Here is a 25,819-nt window from a genome sequence, read left to right as displayed (position 1 = left end):
CCGTGTGTCCTAGGGGGTGTCCGGTGGATCTCCGGACACCCCTAGCCCTGCTGGCCGCAGGCGTCCTCCTCGCCGGGTGCGGCGGAGGCGGCCACAAGACGGCGAAGTCCGCCGGGCCGTCCGCCCGTACGACGCCGGCGAGCCCGTCTCCGGCGCCGAGCTACGCGCCGGGCCGCGTGGCGGCGGCTCTCCTGTCGACCCGCGACGTCGACCCGCACGTCGCCGAGCAGCCGCTGAGCACACCGGCCCTGAAGGAGCACGCCGTCCCGTCCTGCTCGCTCTCGGCGATCAAGCCGTCGGGAGGCCCGGAGGTCAAGGCCCGGGAGTTCAACACGAGCCGGTACGGCGGTGCGAACTTCGGGCAGATCGCGCTGACCTACCCGGACGCGGCCGCCGCGTCGGCCATGTTCGCGACCGTCCACGCCAAGGTCACCAAGTGCCCGGCCAAGAAGCATGTCCCGCAGAAGACGCTCTCAGGGGACCGCGTCGCCCTCGCGCACGACGACACCTGGCGCGCCTCGGACGAGACGACGCCCGGCTGGTCGCACGTCCGCGGCGTCGAGAAGTCGCTGTTCTCACCGTCGTCCAGCGTGATCAACGTGATCTACCGCGTGTACGACTACGTGAGCCGCGGCAACGTCGTCCTGGTGTCGATGTACTGGGAGCGCGTCGGCCCGAAGGACTCCGGGGACCCGATCGCCAAGAAGGCGACGGCGTTGCTGACGAAGCAGCTCGGGAGGCTTCCCTAGCGCGGTGGATCTTGTTCGTAGCAGCCGGACGAAGATCCACCCCTAGCCCAGGCGGCGGGCCGCCACGGCGATGCCGTCCTCGTCGGCGTACAGCCATGATCCGGGCCGGAACTCCACCCCGCCGAAGGCGACCGGCACGTCGGCCTCGCCCGTGCCGTCCTTGGCGCTCTTGCGCGGGTTCGAGCCCAGCGCCCTGATCCCGAGGTCGAGCTCGCGGAGCGCGACGACATCGCGGACCGCGCCGTTGATCACCACGCCGGCCCATCCGTTCGCGACCGCCGACCCGGCGATCATGTCGCCCATCAGCGCGGTGCGCAGCGAGCCGCCACCGTCGATGACGAGCACGCGGCCCTCCCCGGGGGTGGCGAGGACCTTCTTGAGCAGCGCGTTGTCCTCAAGGCAGCGGACGGTCGCCAGCGGCCCCGCGAACCGCTCCCGCGCCCCGTACGAGCGGAACTGCGTCTCGCAGCTCGCCAGCTCCGGACCGTACTCGTCGAACAGATCAGCCGTCGTGAAGCCCATCCACCGAATGGTAATCAGGTGTCCGGCCCGTCGGTCGGGCGGCCGATCAGGCGGGACAGGACGATGGACGTCTTGGTCTGCACGATGTTCGGTTCGTTGCGCAGCCGCTCCAGGGCCTCCTCGAGGGCCTGGATGTCGCGGGCCCGCAGGTGGATCAGCGCGTTGGCCTCCCCCGTGATCGTGTACGCGGCGACCACCTCGGGGTGCCGGCGGACGCTCGCGGAGATCTCGTCGGGAGACGTCCGCCCAGCGCAGAACAGCTCCACGAACGCCTCGGTGGTCCAGCCGAGCGCGGAGGGGTCGACGACCGCGGCGTAGCCCGTGATCACCCCGTCGTGCCGGAGCCGGTCGACCCGGCGCTTCACCGCGGGCGCCGACAGCCCGATCTGGTCGCCGATCTGGGCGAAGGACGCCCGGGCGTTCTCCAGCAGACACGCAACGATCTGCCGATCTAGGTCGTCAAGACGCAATGATCAGACCCTTCAACGCGCATATCCGTTATTGGTGTTGCAGACATACCGACCTTACGCTTCGGGTGGTGCCTCACCAACCACTGGGCGCGTTATCGGGCCCGCATTGCCAGGAGAACCACATCGATGACGATGCAGACCCTTGCCCGCGACGGCGCGGGCATCTCGGCGGGGCAGCCGGCACGGACCTACCTGATGTGCCCGCCGACCTACTTCGACGTCCAGTACGCGATCAACGCGTGGATGGACCCGAAAACCCCGGTCGACCGTGACCGGGCCCGCCACGAGTGGGAGCGCCTGCGGGCGACGTACGTCTCACTCGGTCACACCGTGCACGTGCTACCGGCCGTCCCGGGCCTGCCGGACATGGTGTTCGCCGCGAACGGCGCGACCGTCGTGGGCGGCATGGTGCTGGGCGCGAGGTTCCGCCACCCCGAGCGCGCCGCCGAGGCCGACGCGCACCGTGCGTGGTTCGAGGAGCACGGCTACCGCCGCATCCGGGCGGCCGAGCACGTCAACGAGGGCGAGGGCGACTATGCCTTCGCCTACCGCGCGATCGTGGCGGGGCACGGCTTCCGTACGGACCCGGTCGCGCACAACGAACTGCACGACGCCTTCGGGCTGCCGGTCGTCAGCGTGCGACTCGTCGACCCGCGCTTCTACCACCTCGACACGGCGCTGTGCGTGATCGACCCGTTCACGGCGGCCTACTACCCGGGCGCCTTCGACGAGGACGGCCTGATCAAGCTCAAGACGTTGTTCCCCGAGCTGATCGAGGCCACCGAAGAGGACGCCCTCGCGTTCGGCCTCAACGCGGTCAGCGACGGACGTCACGTGATCGTCCCGGACGACGCCACCACGCTGATCGCCCGGCTCACGGAGCGCGGCTACCACGTCATCCCGATCGAGATGACCGAGCTGCGCAAGGCGGGGGGCGGCCCGAAGTGCTGCACCCTCGAACTCCGCCCGTAGCAGGAACAATGGGACTCGGGAGACCCCGCGGGTCCGAGAAGGAGCACCGGTGAACACGCAGGAGCTGCGGGCGCTGTCGGAGGAGCACAGCGCGCACAACTACCATCCGTTGCCGATCGTCATCGCCGAGGCCGAGGGCGCCTGGGTGACGGACGTCGAGGGCAAGCGGTATCTCGACATGCTCTCGGCGTACTCCGCGGTCAACTTCGGGCACCGCCACCCGCGGCTGGTCGAGGCCGTGCGGCGGCAGCTCGACCGCGTCACGCTGGTCAGCCGGGCGTTCGACCACGACCAGTTCGGGCCGTTCGTCGCCGAGCTGGCCGAGCTGGCCGGCAAGGACATGGTCCTGCCGATGAACAGCGGCGCGGAGGCCGTCGAGACGGCGCTGAAGACCGCCCGCAAGTGGGGCTACGAGATCAAGGGCGTGCCCGCCGACCAGGCGAACATCGTCACGTTCGAGGGCAACTTCCACGGCCGGACGACGACGATCGTCAGCTTCTCCACCGACCCGGACGCCCGGAACTCCTACGGCCCCTTCACTCCGGGCTTCCGCACCGTGCCGTACGGCGACGCCGAGGCGCTGCGCGCCGCCGTCGACGAGAACACGGTCGGCGTGCTCATCGAGCCGATCCAGGGCGAGGCCGGCGTGAACGTCCCGCCGAGCGGGTTCCTGACGGCGGTGCGCGAGATCTGCACGGCGCGGGGCTCGCTGATGATCGCCGATGAGATCCAGTCGGGGCTGGGCCGCACCGGCACGACCTTCGCCGTCGAGCACGAGAACGTCGTGCCGGACGTCTACATCCTCGGCAAGGCGCTGGGCGGCGGCATCCTGCCGGTCTCGGCCGTCGTCGCGGACCGTGACGTCCTGGGCGTCTTCAAGCCCGGCCAGCACGGGTCGACGTTCGGCGGCAACCCGCTCGCCTGCGCGGTGGCGCGCGAGGTCATCGCCATGCTCAGGACCGGGGAGTTCCAGGAGCGGTCCCGCACGCTCGGGGCGCACCTGCACGCACGCCTCGGCAAGCTGCCGTCCGACCACGTCCGCGAGGTGCGCGGGCGCGGCCTGTGGGCGGGCGTCGAGCTGAACGGCAAGGCCCGCCCGGTCAGCGAGAAGCTCATGGAGCGCGGCGTGCTGGCGAAGGAGACGCACGAGACGACGCTCCGGCTGGCGCCGCCGCTCGTGGTGAGCCAGGAGGACCTCGACTGGGCCCTCGACCAGCTGGAGGCCGTGCTCACCGAGGTGTGACGGTCCTTCCGGCCGACCGTCCGCTGAGGCCCGGACCCTCAGGGTCCGGGCCTCAGCTTTTACCCCTTTGTAGCCCTAAATCGGATTGCAGCCGTCAGACCCCGGCCTTATAGTCCAACTGGATTATTCAGAACGGATGAGAAACAGGGCCTATGTCACGACCGCTCACGCCTCTCGCACTCGCGGTGCTCAGCCTGCTCGGCAAGGAGCCGATGCACCCGTACGAGATGCAGCAGCGCATCCGGGACTACTCCATCGATCAGGTGGTCAAGGTCGCGCACGGGTCGCTGTATCACACGGTGGAGCGGCTGGCCGGCCAGGGCCTGATCGAGCCCGTCGAGACCACGCGGGAGGGCCGCCGTCCGGAGCGGACCGTCTACGCGATCACTGAACAGGGCCGCGACGAGGCCTATTCCCGCCTCCGGGAGTTCCTGCGCCACCCCGCGCAGGAGTACCCGATCTTCGACATGGCGCTGTCGTTCCTCGGGATGCTGCCGCCGGAGGAGGCCGCCCAGCTGCTCGACCGCCGGGCCGTCCGGCTCGAGGCGCAGCTGGCGGCGCACGACACGGTCCTCGCCAACCTGACGAAGCAGGGCCTCGAACGCGTGCAGCTGATCGAACTCGAGTTCTGCAACGCCCGGATGCGCTCCGAGCTCGAGTTCGTCCGTGCGCTGAGCGATGACATCAAGAACGGCCGGATGACGTGGCGGCCCCCGGCCGCCGAAACGGGGAGAACAACGACAAATGAAGAAATGGCACGGTAACCCCTGGGCGATCCTCGTGACGCTCAGTCTCGGGTTCTTCATGACACTGCTGGACCTCACGATCGTGAACATCGCGATGCCCAGCATGATCGACAAGCTGCACGCGTCGCTGGACGAGGTCCTGTGGGTGGTCAACGCCTACGTCCTCGTCCTCGCGGTCCTGCTCATCACCTCGGGCCGACTGGGCGACCTGCGCGGCCAGCGGACGCTGTTCATCGGCGGGGTGGCCCTCTTCACCATCGCCAGCCTGCTCTGCGGAATCTCCCAGAACCCCGCCGAGCTGATCGCCGCCCGCGCCGTCCAGGGCCTGGGCGCGGCCATGCTCATGCCGCAGACGATGGCGATCATCATCGCCACCTTCCCGGCCGAACGCCGGGGCGCCGCGCTGGGCATCTGGGGAGCCGTCGCGGGCGTCGCGACCATCGCCGGACCGACCCTCGGCGGGCTCCTGGTCACCGCCTTCGACTGGCGGTGGATCTTCTTCGTCAACCTGCCCATCGGCGTGATCGTGCTGTTCCTGGCGTTCACCGTGATCCCCGGCGTCCGCGTCGAGCGCACCCACCGGCTCGACCTCACCGGCGTGCTGATCGCCACGGTCGCGCTGTTCTGCCTCGTCTTCGCCCTCACCGAAGGGCAGCGGTACGACTGGAACGGCGTCATCTGGGCCCTGTTCGCCGCGGCGGCCGTCGTCTTCGTCGCCTTCATCGTGCAGCAGCGCGGCCGTCAGGACCGTGAGCCGCTGGTCCCGTTCGTCCTGTTCCGGGACCGGAACTTCACGGTCATGAACTTCGTCGGCGCCATCGTGTCGGTCGGGATGATCGGCATGTTCCTGCCGCTGACGATCTACATGCAGTCGGTGCTCGGCTTCAGCGCGCTCAAGGCGGGCCTGGTGATGGCGCCGTCCTCGGTCGTGTCGATGTTCCTCGCGCCGGTCGCCGGACGGCTGTCCGACAAGATCGGCGGCAAGTTCATCCTCATGGCCGGCCTCGCGCTGTACGGGATCGGCATGGGCTGGATCGTGCTGATCGCCGGCGCCGGCACCCACTGGACGGCCTTCCTGCCCGGGTTCATCGTCGCCGGTGTCGGCATCGGCGGCGTGTTCGCGCCGATGGCCACCGAGGCCATGCGCGGCGTCGACCCCCGGATGGCCGGCGCGGCCTCCGGCGTCAACAACACCATCCGGCAGGTCGGTTCCGTGGTCGGCAGCGCCGCGGCGGGCGCCATCCTGCAGAACCAGCTCGCCTCCCACCTCCGCGAGGAGGCCGAGAAGCGGAAGGGCGCGCTGCCCGGCCAGGCGCAGGGCCCGTTCGTCGACGGGTTCAAGAAGGCCGCCAAGAGCGGTCTCGAGGTGGGCGCGGGACAGACCGGCGCGGCCCAGCACCTGCCGCGGAACCTCCCCCAGCAGGTCGTCGACCAGATCACGCACGCCGCCCAGAGCGTATTCGCGCACGGGTTCGTGGACGCGATGAAGCCGACGATGACCCTGCCGATCCTCCTGGTGTTCGCCGGATCCCTCGCCTGCCTCGTGATGCGCGGGCACCGCGGCAACACCGCGGAGCGCTCTCCCGAGACGGTCGAGGCGACCACCGGCTGACCCTAGGGCCGTGTACGCGCCCGCGCAGGCGCGTACACGGTCCGGTCAGTTTCTCGGCTGGGGGGCCGGCGGCACGCCGTGCAGGAGCCACGGCCGCGACGGCCGGGTGGCCACCGCGGCGGCGACGGCGGCGATCGCCCCGCCGAAGATGAAGACGTACCCGCCGGTGGTGCCGGTGACGATGAGGTCGCCCTCCGGGCGCCGGCTCGACAGCATGACGACGACGATCAGCCACGGCACGGCCATCGCGGCCACGCCGAGCCTGCCCTCCATGCCCCACCCCGCGAGGCGGAAGGCCCCGAACTCGATGAGGGACAGCAGGATGGCTGCCACCGGAACGCTCCCGGCGGTCCAGGAGAACTCGAACGATCCCACCAGGCCGAGGAGCAGTCCCAGCACGGCGAGCACGCCGTACGCGACGCCGGTCACCAGCCCCGGCTCGCGCGGCGGCCCCTGAAGGGCAGGGACACCCGTCTCCTGAGGGGCGTGAGGGCCCGTCCATCCGTCCACAGCGGGTCAGGCTACCGGCTGGCCGAGACCGGACTCACGGCCGTCCTCGCCCGGCGGCCCCGGTTCCCCGGCCAGCAGCGTGTAGTACTCGACGCCCTGGAGCGGCTGCCCGATGTCGTTGGACAGCGCGAAGTACGGCGGATCGACGGTGAGCTGCGTACGGTGCGCCCGCATCGCGGCCACCTTCGCCGGCAGGTGGTCACGGGCGTCGACGCGCGTGGTCACCTGCTCGTCGGGCACGCCGAAGCCGTAGTCGGACACGGACTCGACGCGTGTGAACGGCCCCCGGCCCACCCCGTCCTCGAGCACCGACAGGGGCACCGCGGTGGCGTAGAACCGCGAGGGCCGCCACGGCGCGCCGGCGCCGAAGGACGGGTCCCCGGCCCGCTCGAACGCCCGCCACGCGACCCGATGCGCCTGGATGTGGTCCGGATGGCCGTAGAAGCCGTCGGCGTCGTAGGTCACGACGACCTGCGGGCGCACCTCCCGTACGATCGCGACGAGCTCGGCGGCGGCCTCGTCGACGTCCGCCCGCCAGAAGCACCGGGGGTGGTCGTTGGACGCCACGCCCATCATCCCGGAGTCGCGCCAGCGCCCCGGACCGCCGAGGAACCGGTGGTCCGTCACGCCGAGGGCGGCGCACGCCCGCGCGAGCTCGCCGACGCGGTACTCCCCGAGCGCGTCGCCCTCCAGGTGACGCAGCTCCTCGGGGATGACCTCGCCCTCCTCCCCGCGCGTGCACGTGACGAGGCAGACGTGGGCGCCCTCGGCGGCGTACTTCGCCATGGTCGCCCCGGTCTCGATCGACTCGTCGTCCGGATGGGCGTGCACGAACAGGATGCGCAGGTCGGCCATGACCGGACACGCTATCCGGCGGGGTTGGTCGCCTGACCGGTCGGCCCCTTCCCGCCCGTGCCGTCGCCGGCGCCTCCGGTGCTGCCTCCGGTGGGCTTCGAGCCGCCCGTCGGCTTGTCGCTCGGGGACGTGCCGCCGCTCGGCTCGTCCGGGGGCGAGCTCGTCACCGTATGGGTGGCGGTGGGCCGGTGGGACGTCGGCCGCTGGGTGTGCGACGGCTCGTGCCGCGTGGTGGTCGGCGCAGGCTGTTCCGGTTGACCGGTGTCCTCCGACGGCCCGCTGGAGCTCTCGACGGTCTGCCCCGGTCCATGGTCGCCGGTGGTGTCGGCGCGGTGCCCGGCCGCCCAGACGATCATGGCGGCGATCCCCACCGCCAGCACCAGACCGGCCACCGCCGCCAGGACCACCCGCGGCGACATCCCGCGGCGCTCCGCGCCGCCCGGATGCGTCATCCCGGGGTAGTGCGGCGTGGTCGGCGGGCCGCCGGCGGCGCCCATCGCCCCGAAGGCACCGGCCCCCGCGACCGTGGGGGCCGCCGGGGTGACCGGCGCGGTCGGCGCCGCCCCGGCCATCCTCGTCTCGGCGAACGCGGCGCCCTGGTCCAGGATCGCCGTCTGCGGGCCGCCGCCGGCCATCGGAGCGGCCGGTGTGACGCCCTCTTCGCCGAGCAGCCGCATCAGCAATTGCTGGGCGGTCGGGCGCGCGGCCGGGTCCTTGGCGAGGCAGCCGGCGACGATGCCGCGCAGCGGCTCCTGCATGCCGCCGAGGTCCGGCGGCTCGCTCAGGATGCGGTTGATCACCGCCATCACGGTGTCCTGCCCGAACGCCGCGGTGCCGGTGGCGGCGTACACCATCGTCGAACCCCAGGCGAAGATGTCCGCCGCCGGGGTGATCTCCCGGCCGGCGAGCTGCTCGGGCGCCATGTAGGCGGGGGTGCCGATGGTGGAGTTGGTCATCGTCGCGGCGTTGTCGAGGGCCTTGGCGATGCCGAAGTCGATGACGCGGGGGCCGTCGGGGCCGATCAGCACGTTCTGGGGCTTGAAATCACGGTGGACGATCCCCGCCTGGTGGATCGCCACGAGCGCGGTGACCGTGCCGATGGCCAGCCGCTCGAGCTCGGCCTCGGAGCGCGGGGACTCACGGGTGACGAGCTGATGCAGCGAGGGCCCGGGGACGTACTCGCTGACGATGTAGGGCCGGTCGCCGTCGACGTCGGCCTCCAGCACCTGCGCGGTGCAGAACCGGGCGACGCGCTTGACCGCGGCCAGCTCCCGCAGGAACCGGCCGCGCGCGGTGTCGTCCTGGGCGAGGTCGCCGCGGAGCAGCTTGATGGCCACCGGGTCCCCGGACGCGGAGCGGCCGAGGTAGACGGTGCCCTGGCCGCCCTCACCCAGGCGACCCGTGATCTCGAACGACCCCAACCGGTCAGGGTCGCCGGGCTGCAGGGGAAGGGCGTCGGGCATCAACACTCCTGGGGGAACGGTTCATGGAACATGAACAGTCTTCCGCATGACCGGCGGGCTTGCACGGAGCATTCACACGCTCCTGGCAGGATCGAGGCATGACGACGAGCTTTCCCCGGCAGAGTGCGCGTACACGGCGGTTCACGCTCGGAGCCCCGCGCGGTTTCCAGGTCTCTCCCGACGGTTCACGGGTGGTGTTCCTCCGCTCACGAGGGGGCACCGACCCGGTCACGTGCCTGTGGGCGCTCGACGTCCCCGGCGACGGCGCGGAGGCGAAGGAGCGCCTCATCGTCGACCCGCGCGTCCTCGACCTGCCCGGCGAGGAGGACCTGCCGGCCGAGGAGCGGGCCCGCCGCGAGCGCGCCCGTGAGCAGGCGGGCGGCGTGGTCGCGTACGCCACCGACGAGCGGCTCTCGCTCGCCGCGTTCGCGCTGTCCGGACGGCTGTTCGTCACCGACCTCGACGCGGACGTCCGGCCCCTGGACGCCGCCGTCCCGGTCTTCGACCCGCGCCCCGACCCGAGCGGGACCCGCGTCGCGTACGTCTCCGGGCGCGCCCTGCGTGTGATCGAGGTGGCCACCGGCGCCGACCGCGCGCTGGCCGAGCCGGAGGACGAGCACGTCTCGTACGGCCTGGCGGAGTTCATCGCCGCCGAGGAGATGCAGCGCATGCGCGGGTACTGGTGGGCGCCCGACGGCACCGCCATCCTGACCGCTCGCGTCGACGAGTCGCCGGTACAGCGATGGCACATCGCCGATCCCGCCCACCCTGAGGCGGCGCCCCGCGAGGTCGCCTACCCGGCCGCCGGCACGCCGAACGCCGACGTCTCCCTCGCCGTCCTCGGGCTCGACGGCGGGCGGCAGGCGGTCGAGTGGGACCGGGAGGCGTTCCCGTACCTCGTCACCGCCCGCTGGGACTCCCGCGGCGTCCTGCTCGTCGTCCAGACCCGCGACCAGAAGACGATGCGGATCCTCGAGGCGGACCCCTCGACCGGCCGGACCACGCTCGTCCGCGAGGACACCGACCCGGTCTGGCTGGACATCGTGCCGGGCGTGCCCGCCCGTACGGGGAACGGCGACCTGGTGTGGGCCGCCGAGGACGGACACGACGCGCGCGGCCTCATCGTCGGCGGCGAACGCGTGACCCCCGACGACCTGCACGTGCGCTCGGTGCTCGACGTGGACGGCGACACCGTCCTGTTCACCGCCTCCGAGGAGCCGACCGAGATCCACGTCTGGGCGTACGGCCCCGGCGGTCTCAGCCGCGTGAGCGACGGCGCGGGCATCTTCGGCGCCCGGCGGCGCGGCGGCACCACCGTCGTCACCGGCAGCCGGCTCGACCGGTTCGGCGTGGAGACGACGGTGCTGCGCGGCGGCCGGCCGGTCGCCCGGATCGCCTCGCACGCCGAGCAGCCGTCCCTCGACGTCGGCGTCACCCTGATCCGCGCCGGCGAGCGGGAGCTGCGCACCGCGGTGCTGCTCCCGACGGGGTACACCGGGGACGAGCCGCTGCCGGTCCTGATGGACCCGTACGGCGGGCCGCACGCCCAGCGCGTCATGGCCGCACGCCGCGCCTTCGCCGAGCCGCAGTGGCTCGCCGACCAGGGGTTCGCGGTCGTGGTCGCGGACGGGCGCGGCACGCCGGGCCGGGGCGGCGCGTGGGAGCGGGCCGTCCACAAGAACATGGCGGACCCGGTGCTGGACGACCAGATCGCGGCGCTGCGCGCGGCGGCCGAGCGGTTCCCCCTCGACCTGTCACGGGTGGGCATCCGGGGCTGGTCGTTCGGCGGATACCTCGCCGCGCTCGCGGTCCTGCGCCGGCCGGACGTCTTCCACGCGGCGATCGCCGGCGCGCCGGTCACCGACTGGACGCTGTACGACACGCATTACACCGAGCGCTACCTCGGCCACCCCGGCGAGGACCCCGAGCCGTACGAGAAGTGCGACCTGATGCGCGCGGTGTCCGAAGGGGAGCCGGCCGACGTCACCCGGCCGCTGCTGCTCATCCACGGGCTGGCCGACGACAACGTCGTCGCCGCCCACACGCTGCGCCTGTCCTCGGCCCTGCTGGCTGCGGGCCGGCCGCACAGCGTGCTGCCGCTGTCCGGGGTCACGCACATGACGCCGCAGGAGGTCGTCGCCGAGAACCTTCTGCTGCTTCAGATCCGCTTCTTGAAGGAAGCACTCGCTTGACCGTTGCTCCGACGCCCCACAGCGGGCACCATTCTTCCGACGGTGCGACAGGCACCCCGACCCCCGACGAGACGTGAGCGAGATAATCGAGCACTCGACCTCGGTCGTTCCCGGCGACGGCAAGCTGGAGATCCTGCTGATCGAGGACGACGCGGGCGACGCCTTCCTCTTCGAGGAGCTCCTCGGCGAGGAGCTGCCCGACGCCCACATCGTCCAGGCGCGCACGCTTCGCGAGGCCCGGGAGCGGCTGCACGCGGGCGTCCACTGCGCCGTGGTCGACCTGTCGCTGCCCGACGCCGAGGGGCTCGACCTGCTGCGCGAGGTGCTCGACATGGCGCCGCGCTCGGCCGTCCTCGTCCTCACCGGCCGCAGCGACGCGGCGGTGGGCGTCGCCGCCGTGGCCGCCGGCGCCGAGGACTACCTGATCAAGCATGAGGTCGACGGGCCGCTGCTGGCCCGCGCGATCCGGTACGCCCTGGAGCGCAAGCGCGCCGAGGACTCCGAGCGGCAGCTCATGGAGGCCGAGCTGCGCAGCGAGGAGAACGCCCGGATCGAGCTGGGGCTGCTGCCGGTCCCGCTGATCGACGACCCGGAGCTGCAGCACCACACGCGGTACCGCCCCGGCCGCGAGCGCGCCCTCCTCGGCGGCGACTTCTACGACACGGTGCAGACCGCCGACGGCACCGTCCACCTCGTCATCGGCGACGTCTGCGGACACGGCCCGGACGAGGCCTCCCTCGGCGTCCGGCTGCGGATGGCCTGGCGCACCCTCGTGCTGGCCGGCCACACCGGCATGGACCTGCTGACCACGCTCGACACGGTCCTGTGCCACGAACGCTGGTCGGAGGAGATCTTCACGACGCTCAGCATGGTCACGATCGCGCCGGACCGGCAGAGCGCGCGGTTCCGCATGGCCGGCCATCCCGCACCGCTGCTGTTCGGCGAGGACACGGCCGCGCCACTGCCCGACGACGCGTACGGCCCGGCCCTCGGGCTGTTCCCCGGCTCCGAATGGCCGGCCGCGGAGGTCGAGCTCACCGGCCGCTGGTCGCTCATGCTGTACACCGACGGGCTGATCGAGGGCCGCATCGGCGGCGGGCCCGACCGCCTCGGCACCGAGGGCCTGGTCGAGCTGGCGTCCGGCGCGCGCGCCCAGGGGCTCACCGGCGACCTGCTCATCGACCATCTCGTCACCGAGGTGGAGGCGCTCAACGGCGAGGCGCTCACCGACGACCTCGCCGTGGTCATGCTGTCCGGAAAGGCCCCCCGGTGACCACTCCCTCGATACGCCGCCCGCGCCAGCCGACGCTCAAGGTCGACGCGGAGGGCGTGCCGAGGTTCGGCGTCGGCCACTGGTACGGCCTCGGCATCGTCATCCTGCTGCTCGCGGTCGTCGCCGTCGGCACCGTCATCGGGCTGGCGGTCCGGGACGGCGCCTCGGCCCGCTCCGCGCTGCTCCGGCACGCCGACCCGGCCGTGCTGCAGTCCGGCCGGCTCAGCACGTCCATCTCGGCGGAGGTCGGCGCGGTGCGCGGATACACCCTGACCGGTGCCGCGACGGGCCCCGCGGACTACCGGCGCGCCCAGGCCGAGACCTCCGCCGCCATCGCCGAGATGACGCGGCTGCTCCAGGGCGCCCGGGACGCCGGCCCGGCCCGCGCCGGGCTCACCGAGGTCGGCTCCCGGCTGGCCGCCTGGCGGCACGACTACGCCGACCCGGTGATCAGCAAGACGGGGCAGCCGTCCGCGGCCCTCGGAGAGCAGCGGTTCGCCGCGGTCCGCGACGCGGTCGCGGCCGAGCGCGACCGGCTCGCCGCACTGCAGCATCGTGCCGCGGACCGGCTGAACGACCAGGTGGACCGGCTGTACGAGACGCTGCTCGGCGGCGCGATCGTCCTGGTCATGGGCGCGCTCGGGCTGACCCTCCTGATCCGGCGCACCGTCCTGAACCCCGTGTCCGCGCTGACCGGCCAGGTCCGCCGCGTCTCCCAGGGCGACATGACGCATCCGCTGCAGGTCTCCGGGCCGGCCGAGATCGCCGAGCTGGCCGCGCACATCGACGCGATGCGCAACCACATGCTGGAGGAGTGGCGGGAGGCGACCGAGGCGCGCGCCATGCTCGACGAGCAGACCCAGGAGCTGCGCCGCTCCAACGCCGAGCTGGAGCAGTTCGCCTACGTCGCCAGCCACGACCTGCAAGAGCCGCTGCGCAAGGTCGCGAGCTTCTGCCAGATGCTCGAACGCCGCTACTCCGACGTCCTCGACGACCGCGGCCGGCAGTACATCGACTTCGCGGTCGACGGCGCCAAGCGCATGCAGTCGCTCATCAACGACCTGCTGAACTTCTCCCGGGTCGGCCGCGTGAACCGCGACATGGCGGTCGTGGACTGCGAGAAGGTGCTGCAGCGGGCCATGGACAACCTCGGCCTCGCCCGCTCCGAGTCGGACGCGGGGATCAGCTGGAACCCGCTGCCCAAGGTGACCGGCGACGCGACCCTCCTCACCCAGCTGTTCCAGAATCTCATCGGCAACGCCATCAAGTTCCGCAGCGATGAGCCGCCGCGTGTGCAGGTCTCGGCCCGGCGGGCCGACGAGGTCTGGGAGTTCGCCTGCAGCGACAACGGCATCGGCATCGACGCCGCGTACGCCGACCGGATCTTCCTCATCTTCCAGCGCCTGCATCCCAAGGACGAATACGCCGGTACGGGGATCGGGCTGGCGTTGTGCAAGAAAATCGTCGAATACCATGGCGGACGGATCTGGCTGGACACCGAGCCGGATCAGCAGGGCACGACGATCCGATGGACGCTGCCCGCGATCGACGAGCCTCCAATCGACGACGACAGCACGGAGAACACCGAGTGATGAACGACGTGATCATCCGCCCGATCGAAGTGCTCCTCGTCGAGGACGATCCCGGTGACGTCGTGCTGACCAAAGAGGCGTTCGCGGACAACAAGGTCAACAACACGCTGTCGATCGTCAGCGACGGCGAAGAGGCGATGCGGTTCCTGCGGCGGGAGGACGACTACGCCGACGCACCGCGCCCCGACCTGGTGCTCCTCGACCTCAACCTGCCCCGCATGGACGGCCGGCAGGTGCTCGAGGCGATCAAGGCCGACGACACGCTGCGCACGATCCCGGTCGTCGTCCTCACCACCTCCGAGGCCGAAGAGGACATCGTCCGCAGCTACCGGCTGCACGCCAACGCCTACGTCACCAAGCCCGTCGACCTCGACCAGTTCATCAGGGTCGTCCGGCAGATCGACGACTTCTTCGTCAGCGTCGTCAAGCTCCCCCGCTCCTGACACGGTCCACGGGGCCGTGGGGGCGAGCGAGCAACTTGCCCCGAGGTGAGGCGAACTGCGGCCGAGGCGAGACCCGGCATAACGCCTGAATGTCGCCGGCGGGCGAGGTCCTTTGTTCTGCGGTGTTCGCTCAGGCGGGAAAATTGCCGTGTGGCGGGACGGCGCAGAAGGAGGGCAGTCGCCCCGGGCCTGTTCAGGCTCCAGCCGGGAGACGACGCCGAGATCGCCGTACGGTTCTGCGACTCCGCCGCCGCGCCGATCCGCAGTGAGGCGCCCGACTTGTCCAGATCTGCGAGTCAACAACGACGGCAAGCCGTCAACCGCACCCAGGATCGCCGTACTGCGGGAGGTCCAGGCACGACAGATCAGGCTACGGACGGTGATGATCGCGTCGGCCATATCGGAGAGGGCTTCGACGACGATCGTGCGGCGTTCGTAACGGCAAAGCCGTTTGTTACATGCGATGTGGTGCCGTACCGTCGCCATTATGGCCTCAAGTCGACAAGCTGCTTGAGGGCCGTATTTACGGGCCAGGTCTCTAAGGTCCGCCTGAAGTTCGCGCGCGATTGGTGTCATTGCTAGCGGACAGTCGAAAGTTGCTGGTAGGCGGCCCACCACTACCAGCCCAAGGTCGTTTCTGCTGTTGAGACTAGGGTTGCTACCGTGACTTTGGACGTAAACGTCGGGATGTTTCTCTGCACGGAAGACGAGGGCTGGGGTGGCGAATGCCAGGAACAGCTCCTTGCCGACATCAACGCGACATTGCGTCAGCTCGGCATGCCGGAGCATCGCGAGCCCCGCACGCTTGCCGAGATCGACCCGCCGCTGGACCCGGAGACCGACCCCTGCCTGCTCGGTGCCCGGTTGGGTTTCTACGGCTCTGAGAAATACCAGCGGCTCGCCGACTTCGCCCGGCACCTGGCCGCCCTTGGCGCTGTGCCCCCGGCCGACCATCCGTACGACGCCCTCGCCGAACAGCGTTACAACGACCTACCCGACCGGCGGTTGGCCTTCGACCACGTCATCGCAACCGCGACCGGCATGGACACCGTCGTCTTGCCGCAACAGTTCGACGAGGTCACCTACGGCACCGATCGACCGGTCGCACACGGCCTCCTCGTCTCCGCCCACCGGCTGCGCATCGAAAGCGTGATGCTGGGATACGCGTTCCGCTACGCGGACTCCCGCGGCGACGACTGGATCAGCGACAGCGTCCTGGACGACGAATCGTTCGCGCACCTGAACGCACGCATCGAAGACGACCCGGACGTGAAGCAGGCATGGGCGAACGAGGCCGACCTGTGCCACCGGCTGCTCAGCGCGGCCACCGACGTCCTCCACAGCGGCGCGCTGGGCATCACCGGCTGACCGGTTGCGGACCGGCACATTCGCTGTCCGCCTGCCAACACTCGATCTGTCCGCCACACAGCGCTCCACTGACCGCCTACCAGCGCAACCCCTGGCCACCAGCCGACACCTTCAAGACCGCCTCACCGACGACGGAGAGAACGGGCGCGGCCTGGCGATCCTGAACGCTCTCACGACCTGCTGGGGCTGGCACGGCGACGTACGAGGCCGCACGGTGACCGCCATCTTCCTGGGCTGACGTGGAGAGGACGAGAGCGGCAACGCGATGGGCCCGGCCCCGGGCCTCCACATCCGGCACTCTGCCGTCGGTGCTGACACCTTGCCGCCGACGTGGACCGTATGCGGCCTGACTCGTCCGAATTTGCGAGTCAATAACGACGGCAAGCCGTCAACAGCGACAGCAGGGCAGCCGAGGCGCTGTACCGGGTGCGGCACGCGCCCGCTCGAGACGTCGGGATGTCAGTCGCCGACCACCAGCGGCCCGGCGGATGCCGCTGCCCTCGCGAACTGCCGCACCGGCGGTCAGCCGTGGCCGTGCCAGGAGCGCCACAGGGCGGCGTAGGAGCCGTCCCGGGCGATCAGCTCGTGGTGGCCGCCGAGCTCGGTGATCCGGCCGTCCTCCACGACGGCGACGCGGTCGGCGTCGTGCGCGGTGTGCAGCCGGTGCGCGATGGCCACGACCGTACGGCCGTCGAGCACCGCCGACAGGGTTCGCTCGAGGTGCCGGGCGGCGCGCGGGTCCAGCAGCGAGGTCGCCTCGTCCAGCACCAGCGTGTGCGGATCGGCCAGGACGAGACGGGCGAGCGCGAGCTGCTGCGCCTGGGCCGGTGACAGCGCCGTGTTGCCGGTGCCCACCTCGGTGTCCAGCATCGCCTGCGCCCACGACGCGTCCACCGCGTCGAGGGCCCGCGCCAGCTCCTCGTCGGTCGCGTCCGGCCGGGCCAGCACCAGGTTGTCGCGCACCGTGCCCCGGAACACGTGGTGCTCCTGGGTGACCAGGGCGACGTTGCGGCGCAGGTCCTCCAGCGGCAGGTCCACCAGCGGCACCCCGCCGACGGTGACCGCCCCGGTGCGCGGCCGCAGCACGCCGGCGAGCAGGCGGCCGAGGGTGGACTTGCCCGCGCCGCTCGGCCCGACCATGGCGAGCCGTTCTCCCGGCCGCAGATGGAGGTCGATCCCGTGCAGCACGTCCTGGCCGTCCCGGTAGGAGTACCGCACCGCGTCCACCGCCATCCGCTCGCCGTCGGGCCGGTCGTCCCTCGGGGCGCGGTCCGCCGGCACCTCTGCGACGCCCAGCAGCCGGGCCAGGGACGCGCCGCCGACCTGCAGCTCGTCGACCCAGGACAGGAACCGGTCGAGCGGGTCGATGAGCTGCTGGACGTACAGCGTGGCGGCGGTGACCTGGGCGAGCGACGCCAGGCCGTGGAGGTAGAAGAGCCCGCCGATCAGCAGCGTCGCCGCCACCGGGAGCACGTAGCCGATCTCCACCAGCGGGAACCACACCATGCGCAGCCCGAGGGTGTACCGCTCGGCCCCCCACGCGCCGGCGAGGTCGGCGTCGGTCCGCGCGACGCGGCGGCGCTCCAGCCGCAAGGCCTCGATGGTGCGCGCGCCGTCGACCGTCTCGGTGAGCCCGGCGGTCACGCCGCCCCACGCCTCGTTCTCCCGGAGGTACCCGTCGCGGGCGCGCTTGAGGTACCACCGGGTACCGCACCACAGCAGCGGCACCCCGACGAGGCACGGCAGGGCCAGCAGCGGCCCGACGAGGACCAGCGCGCCGACCGCGAACGCGCCGGTGACCATCGCGATCAGCGTCTCGGGCACCGCGTGCCGCACCGTACGGGCGAGGGCGTCGACGTCGCGCGCCGTGCGGGTGACCAGGTCGCCGGTGCCCGCCCGCTCGACCGTGGACAGCGGCAACTCCAGGACCCGGTCGACGAACTCCTCGCGCAGCCGCGCCAGGACCTTCTCGCCGAGCCGCGCGGACATGTACACCGCGTACCGCAGCAGCACACCCTGCGCGATGACGAAGACCAGGATGGCGATCGCGATCCGGTCGACCGTCACGTGCGAGGACCCAGCGCGTACCTCCTGCACGAGCTCGCCGAGGAGGCGCGGGGCGACCAGCCCGGCGATCGCGGCGAGGCCGTGCAGGCCGAGCACGACCGCGAGCTCACGCGGATAGGCGAGCGTCAGCCGCCGCGCGTACGCCCGCACCTGGGCGGCCGAGGCGACCGGCAGGATCCGTGCGGCGGCCCCTGACACGTCGTGCCCCTCCCCCGGCCGCCGGGTCGCCTCGCCGGTCCGGTCGTCGCGCTGTTCGGTCGTGACGTCGCGCCCCTCCGGCACGCTCATTGCTCCTCTCGGGTCACGATGGTGGCGTAGGCGGGCTCGGCGGTGAGCAGCTCGTGGTGGCGGCCCGTCGCCGTGGCCTTGCCGTCCTGGACGAAGATCACTTCGTCCGCGTGGTCGAGCACGAGCGGGCTGGTCGTGCACACGACCGTCGTACGCCCCTCGCGGTGCGTCCCGAGACGGCCCGCGATCCGGGCCTCGGTGTGGGCGTCGACCGCCGACGTCGGCTCGACGAGGACGAGGACGTCCGGGTCGGCGACGAGGGCACGGGCGAGCCGGAGCCGCTGCTGCTGGCCGCCGGAGAACTCCCGGCCGCCCTCGGCGACCGTGGCGCGCAGGCCGTCCGGCAGCTCGTCGACGACGTCCTCCGCGCACGCCGTGCGCAGCGCCGCCCGGACGGCCGGCTCGGGTGCCCCGCCGGGGCCGCCGAGCTCGTCCAGCAGCCGCCCGGAGAACAGCCGCGCCTCGTTGTCGGCGACCAGGACCGCCTCGCGTACGGACGGCAGGGACAGCTCGCGCAGGGGGACGCCGCCCCACGTGACCGCCCCGTCGGCGAAGCGGCCGATCCGGTCCGCGATGGCCTGGGCGTCCTCCGGCGTGGTCGCGGCGATCGCGGTGAGGCGGCCGGGCCGTACGACGACGCCGGACTCCCCGTCGACCAGGTCGCCGCCGGCCGGGGACCGGGTCCCCAGGTCGGGCGGCTCGGGGGTCATGCGGAGGATCCGCACGACCCGGCGGGCCGCGACGTGCGCCTTGGTGAGCTTGTCGGCCGCCTCGGTGAGGGTCCGCAGCGGGTCGACGAGGAAGACCGCGTATCCGTAGAAGGCGACCAGCTCACCGGTCGTGATCTCGCCGTTCAGGGCGAACCGCGCCCCCGCCCAGGTGACCAGCGCGACCAGCAGGCCGGGCAGCAGCACCTGCGCCCCGTCGAGGAGAGACTCGGTGCGCGCGACGCGGACGCCGGCCGCGCGGACGCTCTGGGACTCCTCGCGGTACCGCGCGGCGAACACCTGCTCGCCGCCGATCCCGCGCAGCACGCGCAGTCCCGCGACGATGTCGCCGGCCCGGGTGGCCAGCTCGCCCTGCAGTTCGCGCTGGCGCTGCTGGTACCGGTGCAGCGGGCGCAGCAGCGGGCCCACCACGAAGGCCAGCAACGGCACTCCGGCCAGCACGATCAGGCCGAGCCGCCAGGAGGTGCTCAGCAGGATCACGCCCGCCACGGCGATCGAGACGACCGCGCCGCTGCCGCGCCCGCAGATGTCCATCGCCGCGCCGATGTGGGAGATGTCGGCGATCCCGACGCTGACGACCTCGCCGCTCGCGAGCCGCTTCGGGAGCGTCGCGCCGAGCCGGGCGGCCTGGCGGGTCGTCACCTGGACCGTGCGGAACGCCGCGCCCAGCCAGTTGACCGTGGAGTAGCGGTGCCGCAGCACGCCGGTGATCGCCTGGATCACGCCGAGGGCCAGCAGCGCTCCGGACCAGGTCAGCAGGGCCCCGGCGTCGCGGGCGGTCAGGCCCGCGTCGATCGCCCGGCCGATCACGGCGGGCATCAGGGCCTGACTCACCATCCACACCACGCCGCTGCAGGCCGCGGCGACCATCGTGCCGGCCTGGGCACGCGCCGCCCACAGGAGGTAGCGCGCGGGCGACCGGTGGTCGGGCGTGCCGGGGTCGGGCACGGGAAATGAGCGCATGGGAACGGCCGATCAGGAGACGGCAGATCCTTCGACGCTATCCAGCGGTCACGATCGTTCGCGACTGATTTTCTCGTCGGCGAAGTGGCAGGCGCTCGGGTGGAGCGAGCCCGTCGTCGCCCCGCCGGGCGCCTCCTCGGGACCGCGCGCGGCCCTGATCTCCAGGAGGGGCTCCTCGGTGGCGCAGACGTCCTGGGCCTTCCAGCAGCGCGTACGGAACCGGCAGCCCGACGGCGGGTTCGTCGGGCTCGGCACGTCGCCCTCGAGCACGATCGGGGTCCCGCGCCGCGTCGGGTCGGGCACCGGCACGGCCGACAGCAGCGCCTGCGTGTACGGGTGCGTCGGGTGGTCGTAGATCTGCTCCTCGTCGCCGATCTCGACGATCTTCCCGAGGTACATCACCGCGACCCGGTCGGAGATGTGCCGGACGACGGCCAGGTCGTGCGCGATGAAGACGTACGACAGGCCGAACTCCTTCTGCAGCTCGGCGAGGAGGTTCATGACCTGCGCCTGGACCGAGACGTCCAGCGCGGACACCGGCTCGTCGCAGATGATCACATCGGGCCGGAGCGCGAGCGCGCGGGCGATGCCGATCCGCTGCCGCTGCCCGCCGGAGAACTGGTGCGGGTAGCGGTTGACGTGGTCGGGGTCGAGGCCGACGATCTCCAGCAGCTCCTGGACACGGCGGCGGCGCCCGCCCTCGGGGTCGCCGTGGATCGCGAACGGCTCGCCGACGATGTCGCCGACGGTCATGCGCGGGTTCAGCGAGGTGTAGGGGTCCTGCAGGACCATCTGCACCCGGCGCCGCAGCCGCCGCAGCTCCGCCTTGGACAGCGCGAAGACGTCCCGGTCCTCGAACCGCACGGCGCCGGAAGTGGGGCGTTCGAGGGCCATGAGAAGCTTGGCGAGGGTGCTCTTGCCGCAGCCGGACTCCCCGACCAGGCCGAGCGTCTCGCCCTTGCGCAGCGCGAATGAGACTCCGTCGACGGCCTTGACCTGCCCGACCTGGCGTTTGAGCACGACCCCCTGGGTGAGCGGGAAGTGCTTGACCAGGTTCTCGACCTGAAGGATCTCGTCAGCCACCGAGCACCTCCTCCGCGTAGTGACAGGCGCTCCCGTGCCCGGTGCCGGTGACGTCGCGCAGCGCGGGCACCTCGTCCGGGCAGCGCTCCTCCCGCGCCCGCGGGCAGCGCGGATGGAACGGGCAACCGGAGGGGATCGCGGCCAGGTTCGGCGGCGCCCCCTTGATCGGCGTCAGCGCGCTCTCGCGCACGTCGACGCGCGGCACCGACGCCAGCAGCCCCTCGGTGTACGGGTGCGCGGGCCGGGCGTACAGCTCCTTGACCTCGGCCTGCTCGACCACGCGCCCGGCGTACATCACCACGATGCGGTCGGCGACGTCCGCGACGACGCCCAGGTCGTGCGTGATGAGGATCAGCCCCATCGCCATCTCGTCCTGCAGGTCCCGCAGCAGCTTCATGATCTGCGCCTGCACGGTGACGTCGAGGGCGGTGGTCGGCTCGTCGGCGATGAGCACGTCGGGTTCGAGGGCCAGCGCCATCGCGATCATCACGCGCTGCCGCATGCCGCCCGAGAACTGGTGCGGATAGTCGGTCGCCCGGGAGGCCGCCGACGGGATCCGCACGTGGTCCATCAGCTCGATCGCCCGCTTCCGGGCGTCGCCGCGGGACAGGCCCTTATGGACGATCAGCATCTCGGCGATCTGGTCGCCGACCCGGTGCACCGGATTCAGCGCCGACAGCGCGTCCTGGAAGATCATCGCGATGTGCGCGCCCCGGTAGGTCCGGCGCTTCTTCTCCGGCAGGCCGAGCAGCTCGGTCCCGCGGAACCGCACGGCGCCTTCGGTGACGTACGCGGGCGGGGTGTCGAGGATGCCCATCACGGCCTGCGCGCTCACGCTCTTGCCGGACCCGGACTCGCCCAGGATCGCGAGCGTCTCGCCCTCCTGGAGCGCGTAGGAGAGCCCGTTGACGGCGTGCACCGTCGAGCCCCGCATACGGAACTCGACGTGCAGGTCCTCGACCTGGAGCAGCGGTGTCCCCGGAGCGGGGTCGGGTGTGTTCATCAGCGCAGTTTCGGGTCCAGGGCGTCGCGTACGGCGTCGCCGAGCAACAGGAAGCTCAGCACGGTCGCCGTCAGGAGTACCGCGGGATAGATGAGCAGGTAGGGATAATCGGTGAACAGCTCCTGGGCCTGGCTCAGCTGCAGCCCCCACGAGACGGTCGGGTACCTCAGGCCGACGCCCAGATAGTCGAGCGTCGCCTCGTAACCGATGACCACACCCACGTTGAGCATGGCGTAGACGAAGACGGGCGCGATGGCGTTCGGCAGGATGTGCCGGGCCATGATCCGTACGTCGCCGGCACCGAGCATCCGGGCCGCCTGGACATAATCCGCGTCGCGGACCGCCAGGACCTGCCCGCGCATCAGCCGGGTCATCGTCGGCCACCACAGCACGCCCAGCACCAGCGACATCGTCCATACGCCGTGATCGGGGAACGCGGTGAGGATCACCAGGGCGCCGAGCACCAGGGGCAGCCCGAAGACGATGTCGGTGATCCGGGAGATCAGGGCGTCGAGCCAGCGTCCGAAGTACCCGGAGAGCGAGCCGAGCACGGTCGCCAGCGTCAGCGCGATCCCCGTCACCACGAACCCGACGATCATCGGGGCGCGGGCACCGTGCACGATCTGGGCCCAGTAGTCGCAGCCGTGCGTGTCGTACCCGAACGGGTGGCCGCCGGTCGCGAACGGGTTCCACGACGACGGTCCGTGCTTGGACAGCTTCACGTCGCACCGGTCGTTGGACCCACGATCGGTGAACAGCGCCGGGAACGCCGCGATCAGGCCCATCGCCAGGAGGATCGCGACCGACACCCAGAAGATGACACGTCGCCGGAGCTCGCGCCACGCGTCACTCCACAGCGACGCGGACGCTCCGACGACCTCTGACCCGGTCTGGGCGACCGCGAGCGTGTCCGTCATCTCACTCATACCGGATCCTCGGGTCCAGAGCGCCGTACAGGATGTCGACGACCAGGTTGGCCGCCAGGTAGATCAGGACCAGGAAGGTCGTGATCCCGACGACCGTCGGCCCGTCCTTGACCTGGATCGCCAGGAAGATCTGCTGGCCGATGCCGGGCAGGTTGAAGATGCCCTCGATCACGATCGCCCCGGCCAGGAGGTTCCCCAGGTCGATCCCGAGGAAGGTCACCACGGGGATCAGCGAGTTGCGCAGGGTGTGCCGCACGACGATCCGCCGGCGCGGCAGCCCTTTGGCGAGGGCGGTCCGCACATAGTCGGCCCGCATGTTCTCGATCAGGCTGGTGCGGGTGAGCCGGGCGATGTACGCCAGGCTCAGCGAACCGAGGATCATGCCGGGCAGCAGGTAGCTGTACGGAAAGCCGTCGTCGGTGCCGACGGTCGGGAACCACCCGAGCTTGAGCCCGAAGACCAACTGCGCGGAGTAGCCGAGCACGAAGGCCGGGACCGCGATGACGAATGTCGTGCCGCTGAGCACCAGCGAGTCGACGATCCCGCCCTTACGCAGCCCCGCCCACACGCCGAGCGTGATCCCGACGACCAGCTCGAAGATCCACGCGGTCAGGGCGAGCTGCACGGTCACCGTCCAGCTCGAGGCCATGAGGCTCGAGACGGACTGGCCGTTGAGCGTCTCCCCGAAGTCGCCGCGGAACAGCCCGAGCAGGTACCGGCAGTACTGCTCGATCAGCGGCTCGTCCAGGTGGTAGTGGTGCCGGAGCGCCTGGTAGACCGACGGCGGCATGGGCTTGTCGCCGCCCAGGACCCGGATCGGGTCACCGGGCAGCGCGAACACCAGCACGTAGATCAGGAAGGTCGTGCCCAGGACGACCGGCACCATCTGCAGCAGGCGCCGGAGAACGAAACGCCACACGTTACTTGACCGTCACCTTGTCCAGCCGCAGCAGAGGCATGGTGTACGGGTCGACGTCGATGTTCGAGACCCGGTTGGAGTAGCCGGCCTGGTCCCGCCAGTTCCACAGCGGGGTGAGCGGCATGTCCTTCAGCACAGTGTCCTCGGCCTGCTGGTAGTACTGCTGTGCCTGTTGCGGGTCACCGGCGGCGTTCCCCTTCTTGATCAGGTCGAGGCAGGCCGCACCGTCGTAGCCGGAGCGGATCGGCGGCGTGCAGCGCGGGGTGAGGTAGTCCTCCGCGCTCGGGTAGTCCATGATCCAGTTGCTGCGGTACGGGCCGGTCGCCTTGTGGTCGCTCAGCTTGGTCAGGTAGTCCGACACCTGGACCTTGTCGAACACGATGTCCTTGATGCCGAGGTTCTGCTTGAGCTGGTTGGCGATGTCGGTCATCCACTGCTCGTACGTCGAGTCGGCGTTGGAGAACATCAGGTGCAGCGTGCCGTTGAAGCCGCCCGCCTTGTCGAACAGCTGCTTGGCCGCCTGCGGGTTGTACGTGCACCCCTCGCCGCAGGCGTTCTCCCGATAGCCGGGGACGATCGGCGCGAGCAGTGACCCGACCGGCTTGAACGCGCCGTTGTAGACGGAGTCCACGATCGACTGCCGGTCGATGGCCATCGAGATGGCCTTGCGCAGGTCCGGGTTGGCGAACGCCTTGTCGTACAGCGGGAACTCGAGGAAGTCCATCGTGCCGCTCGGCACGCTCAGGAAGCGCTTGGCGAGCACGCGCTTGGCCTGCGGGACCTTGGCCGCCGGGATCTGGCTGTCGAAGTCCACCTTCCCGGCTTGCAGGTCGGTGTACGCGGCGTCGCGGCTGGCGTAGATCTTGAAGGTGAGCCCGTCTGCGTGGGCGGGTCGTGGCCCCTTGTAGCCCGGGAACTTCTTGAGCTTGATCTGCCGGTTGTGCTCCCAGGCGCCGTCCAGCATGAACGGCCCGTTGCCGATCGGCTTCTGCTCGAACCCCTTGAGGTCGCTCAGCGCCGCCTTGGGCAGCGGCGCCGTGCCGGCGAAGGACAGCACCAGCGGCAGCTGGCTGAACGGCTTGGAGAGCGTGATCTGGAGGGTGTGGTCGTCGACGACCTTCAGCCCGCGGAGCTTGTCGGCCTTGGGCTTGGCCTTCTCGTCCGACGGGTTCAGGTCGTCGTAGCCGTCGATGGTGGCGAAGTAGGCGTTGTTGCCCCAGCCGTTGGGGCCGTACGCGGCCTGGTTCCACGCGTCGGCGTAGCTCTGCGCGGTGACCGGCTCGCCGTTGTGGAAGGTGAGCCCTGGCTTGATCTTGGCGGTCCAGACCTTCTGGTCCGTGGAGGTGAGGGACTCGGCCTCCTGCGGCACGGGCTTGCCCGTCGGGTCGAGCGCCATGAGCCGGTCGAACAGTGCCTCGTCGACGTTGAGGCCCTGGCCATCGTTGGTATTGCCCGGCGTGAGGTGCTCCGGCTCGGTGATGGCGAAGCTGAAGGACTTGTCCTTGGTGCCGCCGGACCCGCCGCCGCCACAGGCGGAGGCCGCGAGCGCCACCGCGGTCAAGGAGACGAGCCAGCGGCTCTTTTTCACGGACATCGGGCCGTCCACCTCCGGGGTCGTACGGGGATCGGCCCTAGCGTGGGGCAATACGGCCCGGCGGTGGTAGATCTTTACGTCAACCGTTTTGATATTGAAATATACCTACCAACGATCGTTGCAATTCGGGCACCGCACCGACTCTGACCGGCGGCGACCACGTCCGTACGGCTCGTGATTGGGCCGCAGGTCCCTGTCGGAGGACATCCGCGAGTGCGAGGATCACCGCGCGGAGCGG

At 71.1% G+C, this 25,819-nt stretch carries 22 protein-coding genes and 1 pseudogene; 10 read left to right on the top strand and 13 right to left on the bottom strand.

All coding sequences use genetic code 11. The features are described from left to right. Positions 1-23 precede the first annotated feature (23 nt). Entirely contained in the window at positions 24-749 is a 726-nt protein-coding gene (locus ABEA24_RS30005) for a hypothetical protein (RefSeq protein WP_345434525.1), read from the top strand. A gap of 42 nt (positions 750-791) precedes the next feature. Here the strand turns inward: ABEA24_RS30005 and rraA are convergent, their stop codons facing one another. Together rraA and ABEA24_RS29995 are read right to left on the bottom strand one after the other, a co-directional pair. After that, entirely contained in the window at positions 792-1,271 is a 480-nt protein-coding gene (gene rraA, locus ABEA24_RS30000; RefSeq protein ID WP_345434524.1) for a ribonuclease E activity regulator RraA, read from the bottom strand. 14 nt (positions 1,272-1,285) lie between these two features. After that, positions 1,286-1,741, bottom strand: a complete 456-nt coding sequence (locus ABEA24_RS29995; RefSeq protein WP_345434523.1) for an Lrp/AsnC family transcriptional regulator — start codon at positions 1,739-1,741, stop codon at positions 1,286-1,288. A 126-nt stretch (positions 1,742-1,867) separates the two neighbouring features. On the opposite strand from ABEA24_RS29995, the gene ddaH reads away from it, so the two are divergent. The 4 genes from ddaH (at position 1,868) to ABEA24_RS29975 (ending at position 6,314) form a co-directional block, all read left to right on the top strand. Continuing rightward, positions 1,868-2,713, top strand: coding sequence for a dimethylargininase (gene ddaH, locus ABEA24_RS29990; protein ID WP_345434522.1), 846 nt, complete (start codon positions 1,868-1,870; stop codon positions 2,711-2,713). A gap of 49 nt (positions 2,714-2,762) precedes the next feature. Then, positions 2,763-3,956: an ornithine--oxo-acid transaminase gene (rocD, locus tag ABEA24_RS29985; RefSeq protein ID WP_345434521.1), complete on the top strand. Its 1,194-nt coding sequence runs from the start codon at positions 2,763-2,765 to the stop codon at positions 3,954-3,956. Positions 3,957-4,108: 152 nt separating this feature from the next. Then, on the top strand, positions 4,109-4,720 hold the full coding sequence (locus tag ABEA24_RS29980) for a PadR family transcriptional regulator (protein WP_345434520.1): 612 nt from the start codon (positions 4,109-4,111) through the stop codon (positions 4,718-4,720). Further along, the gene (locus ABEA24_RS29975; RefSeq protein ID WP_345434519.1) at positions 4,701-6,314 is read left to right on the top strand and encodes a DHA2 family efflux MFS transporter permease subunit; all 1,614 of its coding nucleotides are present in this window, start codon (positions 4,701-4,703) and stop codon (positions 6,312-6,314) included. Before ABEA24_RS29980 ends, ABEA24_RS29975 begins: the two co-directional genes overlap by 20 nt. Before the next feature lie 45 nt (positions 6,315-6,359). Here the strand turns inward: ABEA24_RS29975 and ABEA24_RS29970 are convergent, their stop codons facing one another. The 3 genes from ABEA24_RS29970 to ABEA24_RS29960 are packed head-to-tail and all read right to left on the bottom strand — an operon-like array spanning position 6,360 to position 9,142. Then, complete coding sequence (locus ABEA24_RS29970; protein WP_345434518.1) at positions 6,360-6,824, bottom strand: DUF6113 family protein; 465 nt, start codon at positions 6,822-6,824, stop codon at positions 6,360-6,362. A 6-nt stretch (positions 6,825-6,830) separates the two neighbouring features. Continuing rightward, a complete protein-coding gene (gene mshB, locus ABEA24_RS29965; RefSeq protein ID WP_345434517.1) occupies positions 6,831-7,679 on the bottom strand; it encodes an N-acetyl-1-D-myo-inositol-2-amino-2-deoxy-alpha-D-glucopyranoside deacetylase in 849 nt (282 codons plus the stop codon). Positions 7,680-7,690: 11 nt separating this feature from the next. After that, positions 7,691-9,142 (bottom strand): serine/threonine-protein kinase, encoded by a 1,452-nt coding sequence (locus ABEA24_RS29960; RefSeq protein WP_345434516.1) that lies wholly within the window; start codon positions 9,140-9,142, stop codon positions 7,691-7,693. Positions 9,143-9,240: 98 nt separating this feature from the next. On the opposite strand from ABEA24_RS29960, the gene ABEA24_RS29955 reads away from it, so the two are divergent. The 4 genes from ABEA24_RS29955 (at position 9,241) to ABEA24_RS29940 (ending at position 14,642) form a co-directional block, all read left to right on the top strand. Beyond that, positions 9,241-11,334 (top strand): S9 family peptidase, encoded by a 2,094-nt coding sequence (locus ABEA24_RS29955; RefSeq protein WP_345434515.1) that lies wholly within the window; start codon positions 9,241-9,243, stop codon positions 11,332-11,334. Positions 11,335-11,407: 73 nt separating this feature from the next. Then, positions 11,408-12,607 (top strand): PP2C family protein-serine/threonine phosphatase, encoded by a 1,200-nt coding sequence (locus tag ABEA24_RS29950; RefSeq protein ID WP_345434514.1) that lies wholly within the window; start codon positions 11,408-11,410, stop codon positions 12,605-12,607. Further along, positions 12,604-14,199: a sensor histidine kinase gene (locus ABEA24_RS29945; protein ID WP_345434513.1), complete on the top strand. Its 1,596-nt coding sequence runs from the start codon at positions 12,604-12,606 to the stop codon at positions 14,197-14,199. The genes ABEA24_RS29950 and ABEA24_RS29945 overlap by 4 nt, the downstream gene beginning before the upstream one ends. After that, positions 14,199-14,642, top strand: a complete 444-nt coding sequence (locus ABEA24_RS29940) for a response regulator (RefSeq protein ID WP_345434512.1) — start codon at positions 14,199-14,201, stop codon at positions 14,640-14,642. Before ABEA24_RS29945 ends, ABEA24_RS29940 begins: the two co-directional genes overlap by 1 nt. Positions 14,643-14,987: 345 nt before the next feature. Here the strand turns inward: ABEA24_RS29940 and ABEA24_RS29935 are convergent. Continuing rightward, positions 14,988-15,092 (bottom strand): annotated as a pseudogene (locus ABEA24_RS29935) (IS5/IS1182 family transposase); the annotation flags it as partial. A 213-nt stretch (positions 15,093-15,305) separates the two neighbouring features. Here ABEA24_RS29935 and ABEA24_RS29930 point away from each other — a divergent pair. Further along, entirely contained in the window at positions 15,306-16,010 is a 705-nt protein-coding gene (locus tag ABEA24_RS29930) for a hypothetical protein (protein ID WP_345434511.1), read from the top strand. A 522-nt stretch (positions 16,011-16,532) separates the two neighbouring features. On the opposite strand, the gene ABEA24_RS29925 is transcribed toward ABEA24_RS29930, so the two are convergent. The 7 genes from ABEA24_RS29925 to ABEA24_RS29895 are packed head-to-tail and all read right to left on the bottom strand — an operon-like array spanning position 16,533 to position 25,581. Then, positions 16,533-18,365, bottom strand: coding sequence for an ABC transporter ATP-binding protein (locus ABEA24_RS29925; protein ID WP_345434510.1), 1,833 nt, complete (start codon positions 18,363-18,365; stop codon positions 16,533-16,535). Further along, a complete protein-coding gene (locus ABEA24_RS29920) occupies positions 18,362-20,056 on the bottom strand; it encodes an ABC transporter ATP-binding protein (protein WP_345434509.1) in 1,695 nt (564 codons plus the stop codon). Before ABEA24_RS29920 ends, ABEA24_RS29925 begins: the two co-directional genes overlap by 4 nt. Positions 20,057-20,104: 48 nt before the next feature. After that, positions 20,105-21,139 carry an ABC transporter ATP-binding protein gene (locus tag ABEA24_RS29915; RefSeq protein ID WP_345434508.1) on the bottom strand — a complete coding sequence of 345 codons (1,035 nt, stop codon included), beginning with the start codon at positions 21,137-21,139 and terminating at the stop codon, positions 20,105-20,107. Continuing rightward, complete coding sequence (locus ABEA24_RS29910; protein ID WP_345434507.1) at positions 21,132-22,142, bottom strand: ABC transporter ATP-binding protein; 1,011 nt, start codon at positions 22,140-22,142, stop codon at positions 21,132-21,134. The genes ABEA24_RS29915 and ABEA24_RS29910 overlap by 8 nt, the downstream gene beginning before the upstream one ends. Continuing rightward, entirely contained in the window at positions 22,142-23,068 is a 927-nt protein-coding gene (locus tag ABEA24_RS29905; protein ID WP_345434506.1) for an ABC transporter permease, read from the bottom strand. The genes ABEA24_RS29910 and ABEA24_RS29905 overlap by 1 nt, the downstream gene beginning before the upstream one ends. After that, positions 23,061-23,987, bottom strand: a complete 927-nt coding sequence (locus tag ABEA24_RS29900; protein WP_345434505.1) for an ABC transporter permease — start codon at positions 23,985-23,987, stop codon at positions 23,061-23,063. Before ABEA24_RS29900 ends, ABEA24_RS29905 begins: the two co-directional genes overlap by 8 nt. Before the next feature lies 1 nt (position 23,988). Continuing rightward, on the bottom strand, positions 23,989-25,581 hold the full coding sequence (locus tag ABEA24_RS29895; RefSeq protein ID WP_345434504.1) for a peptide ABC transporter substrate-binding protein: 1,593 nt from the start codon (positions 25,579-25,581) through the stop codon (positions 23,989-23,991). Positions 25,582-25,819 lie beyond the last annotated feature (238 nt).

The sequence above is a fragment of the Actinoallomurus vinaceus genome, from assembly GCF_039542055.1.
In the GTDB taxonomy this organism is placed as follows: domain Bacteria; phylum Actinomycetota; class Actinomycetes; order Streptosporangiales; family Streptosporangiaceae; genus Actinoallomurus; species Actinoallomurus vinaceus.
Note: the sequence above shows the minus strand (reverse complement) of the source record. Positions and strands in the feature narration are given on the sequence as shown.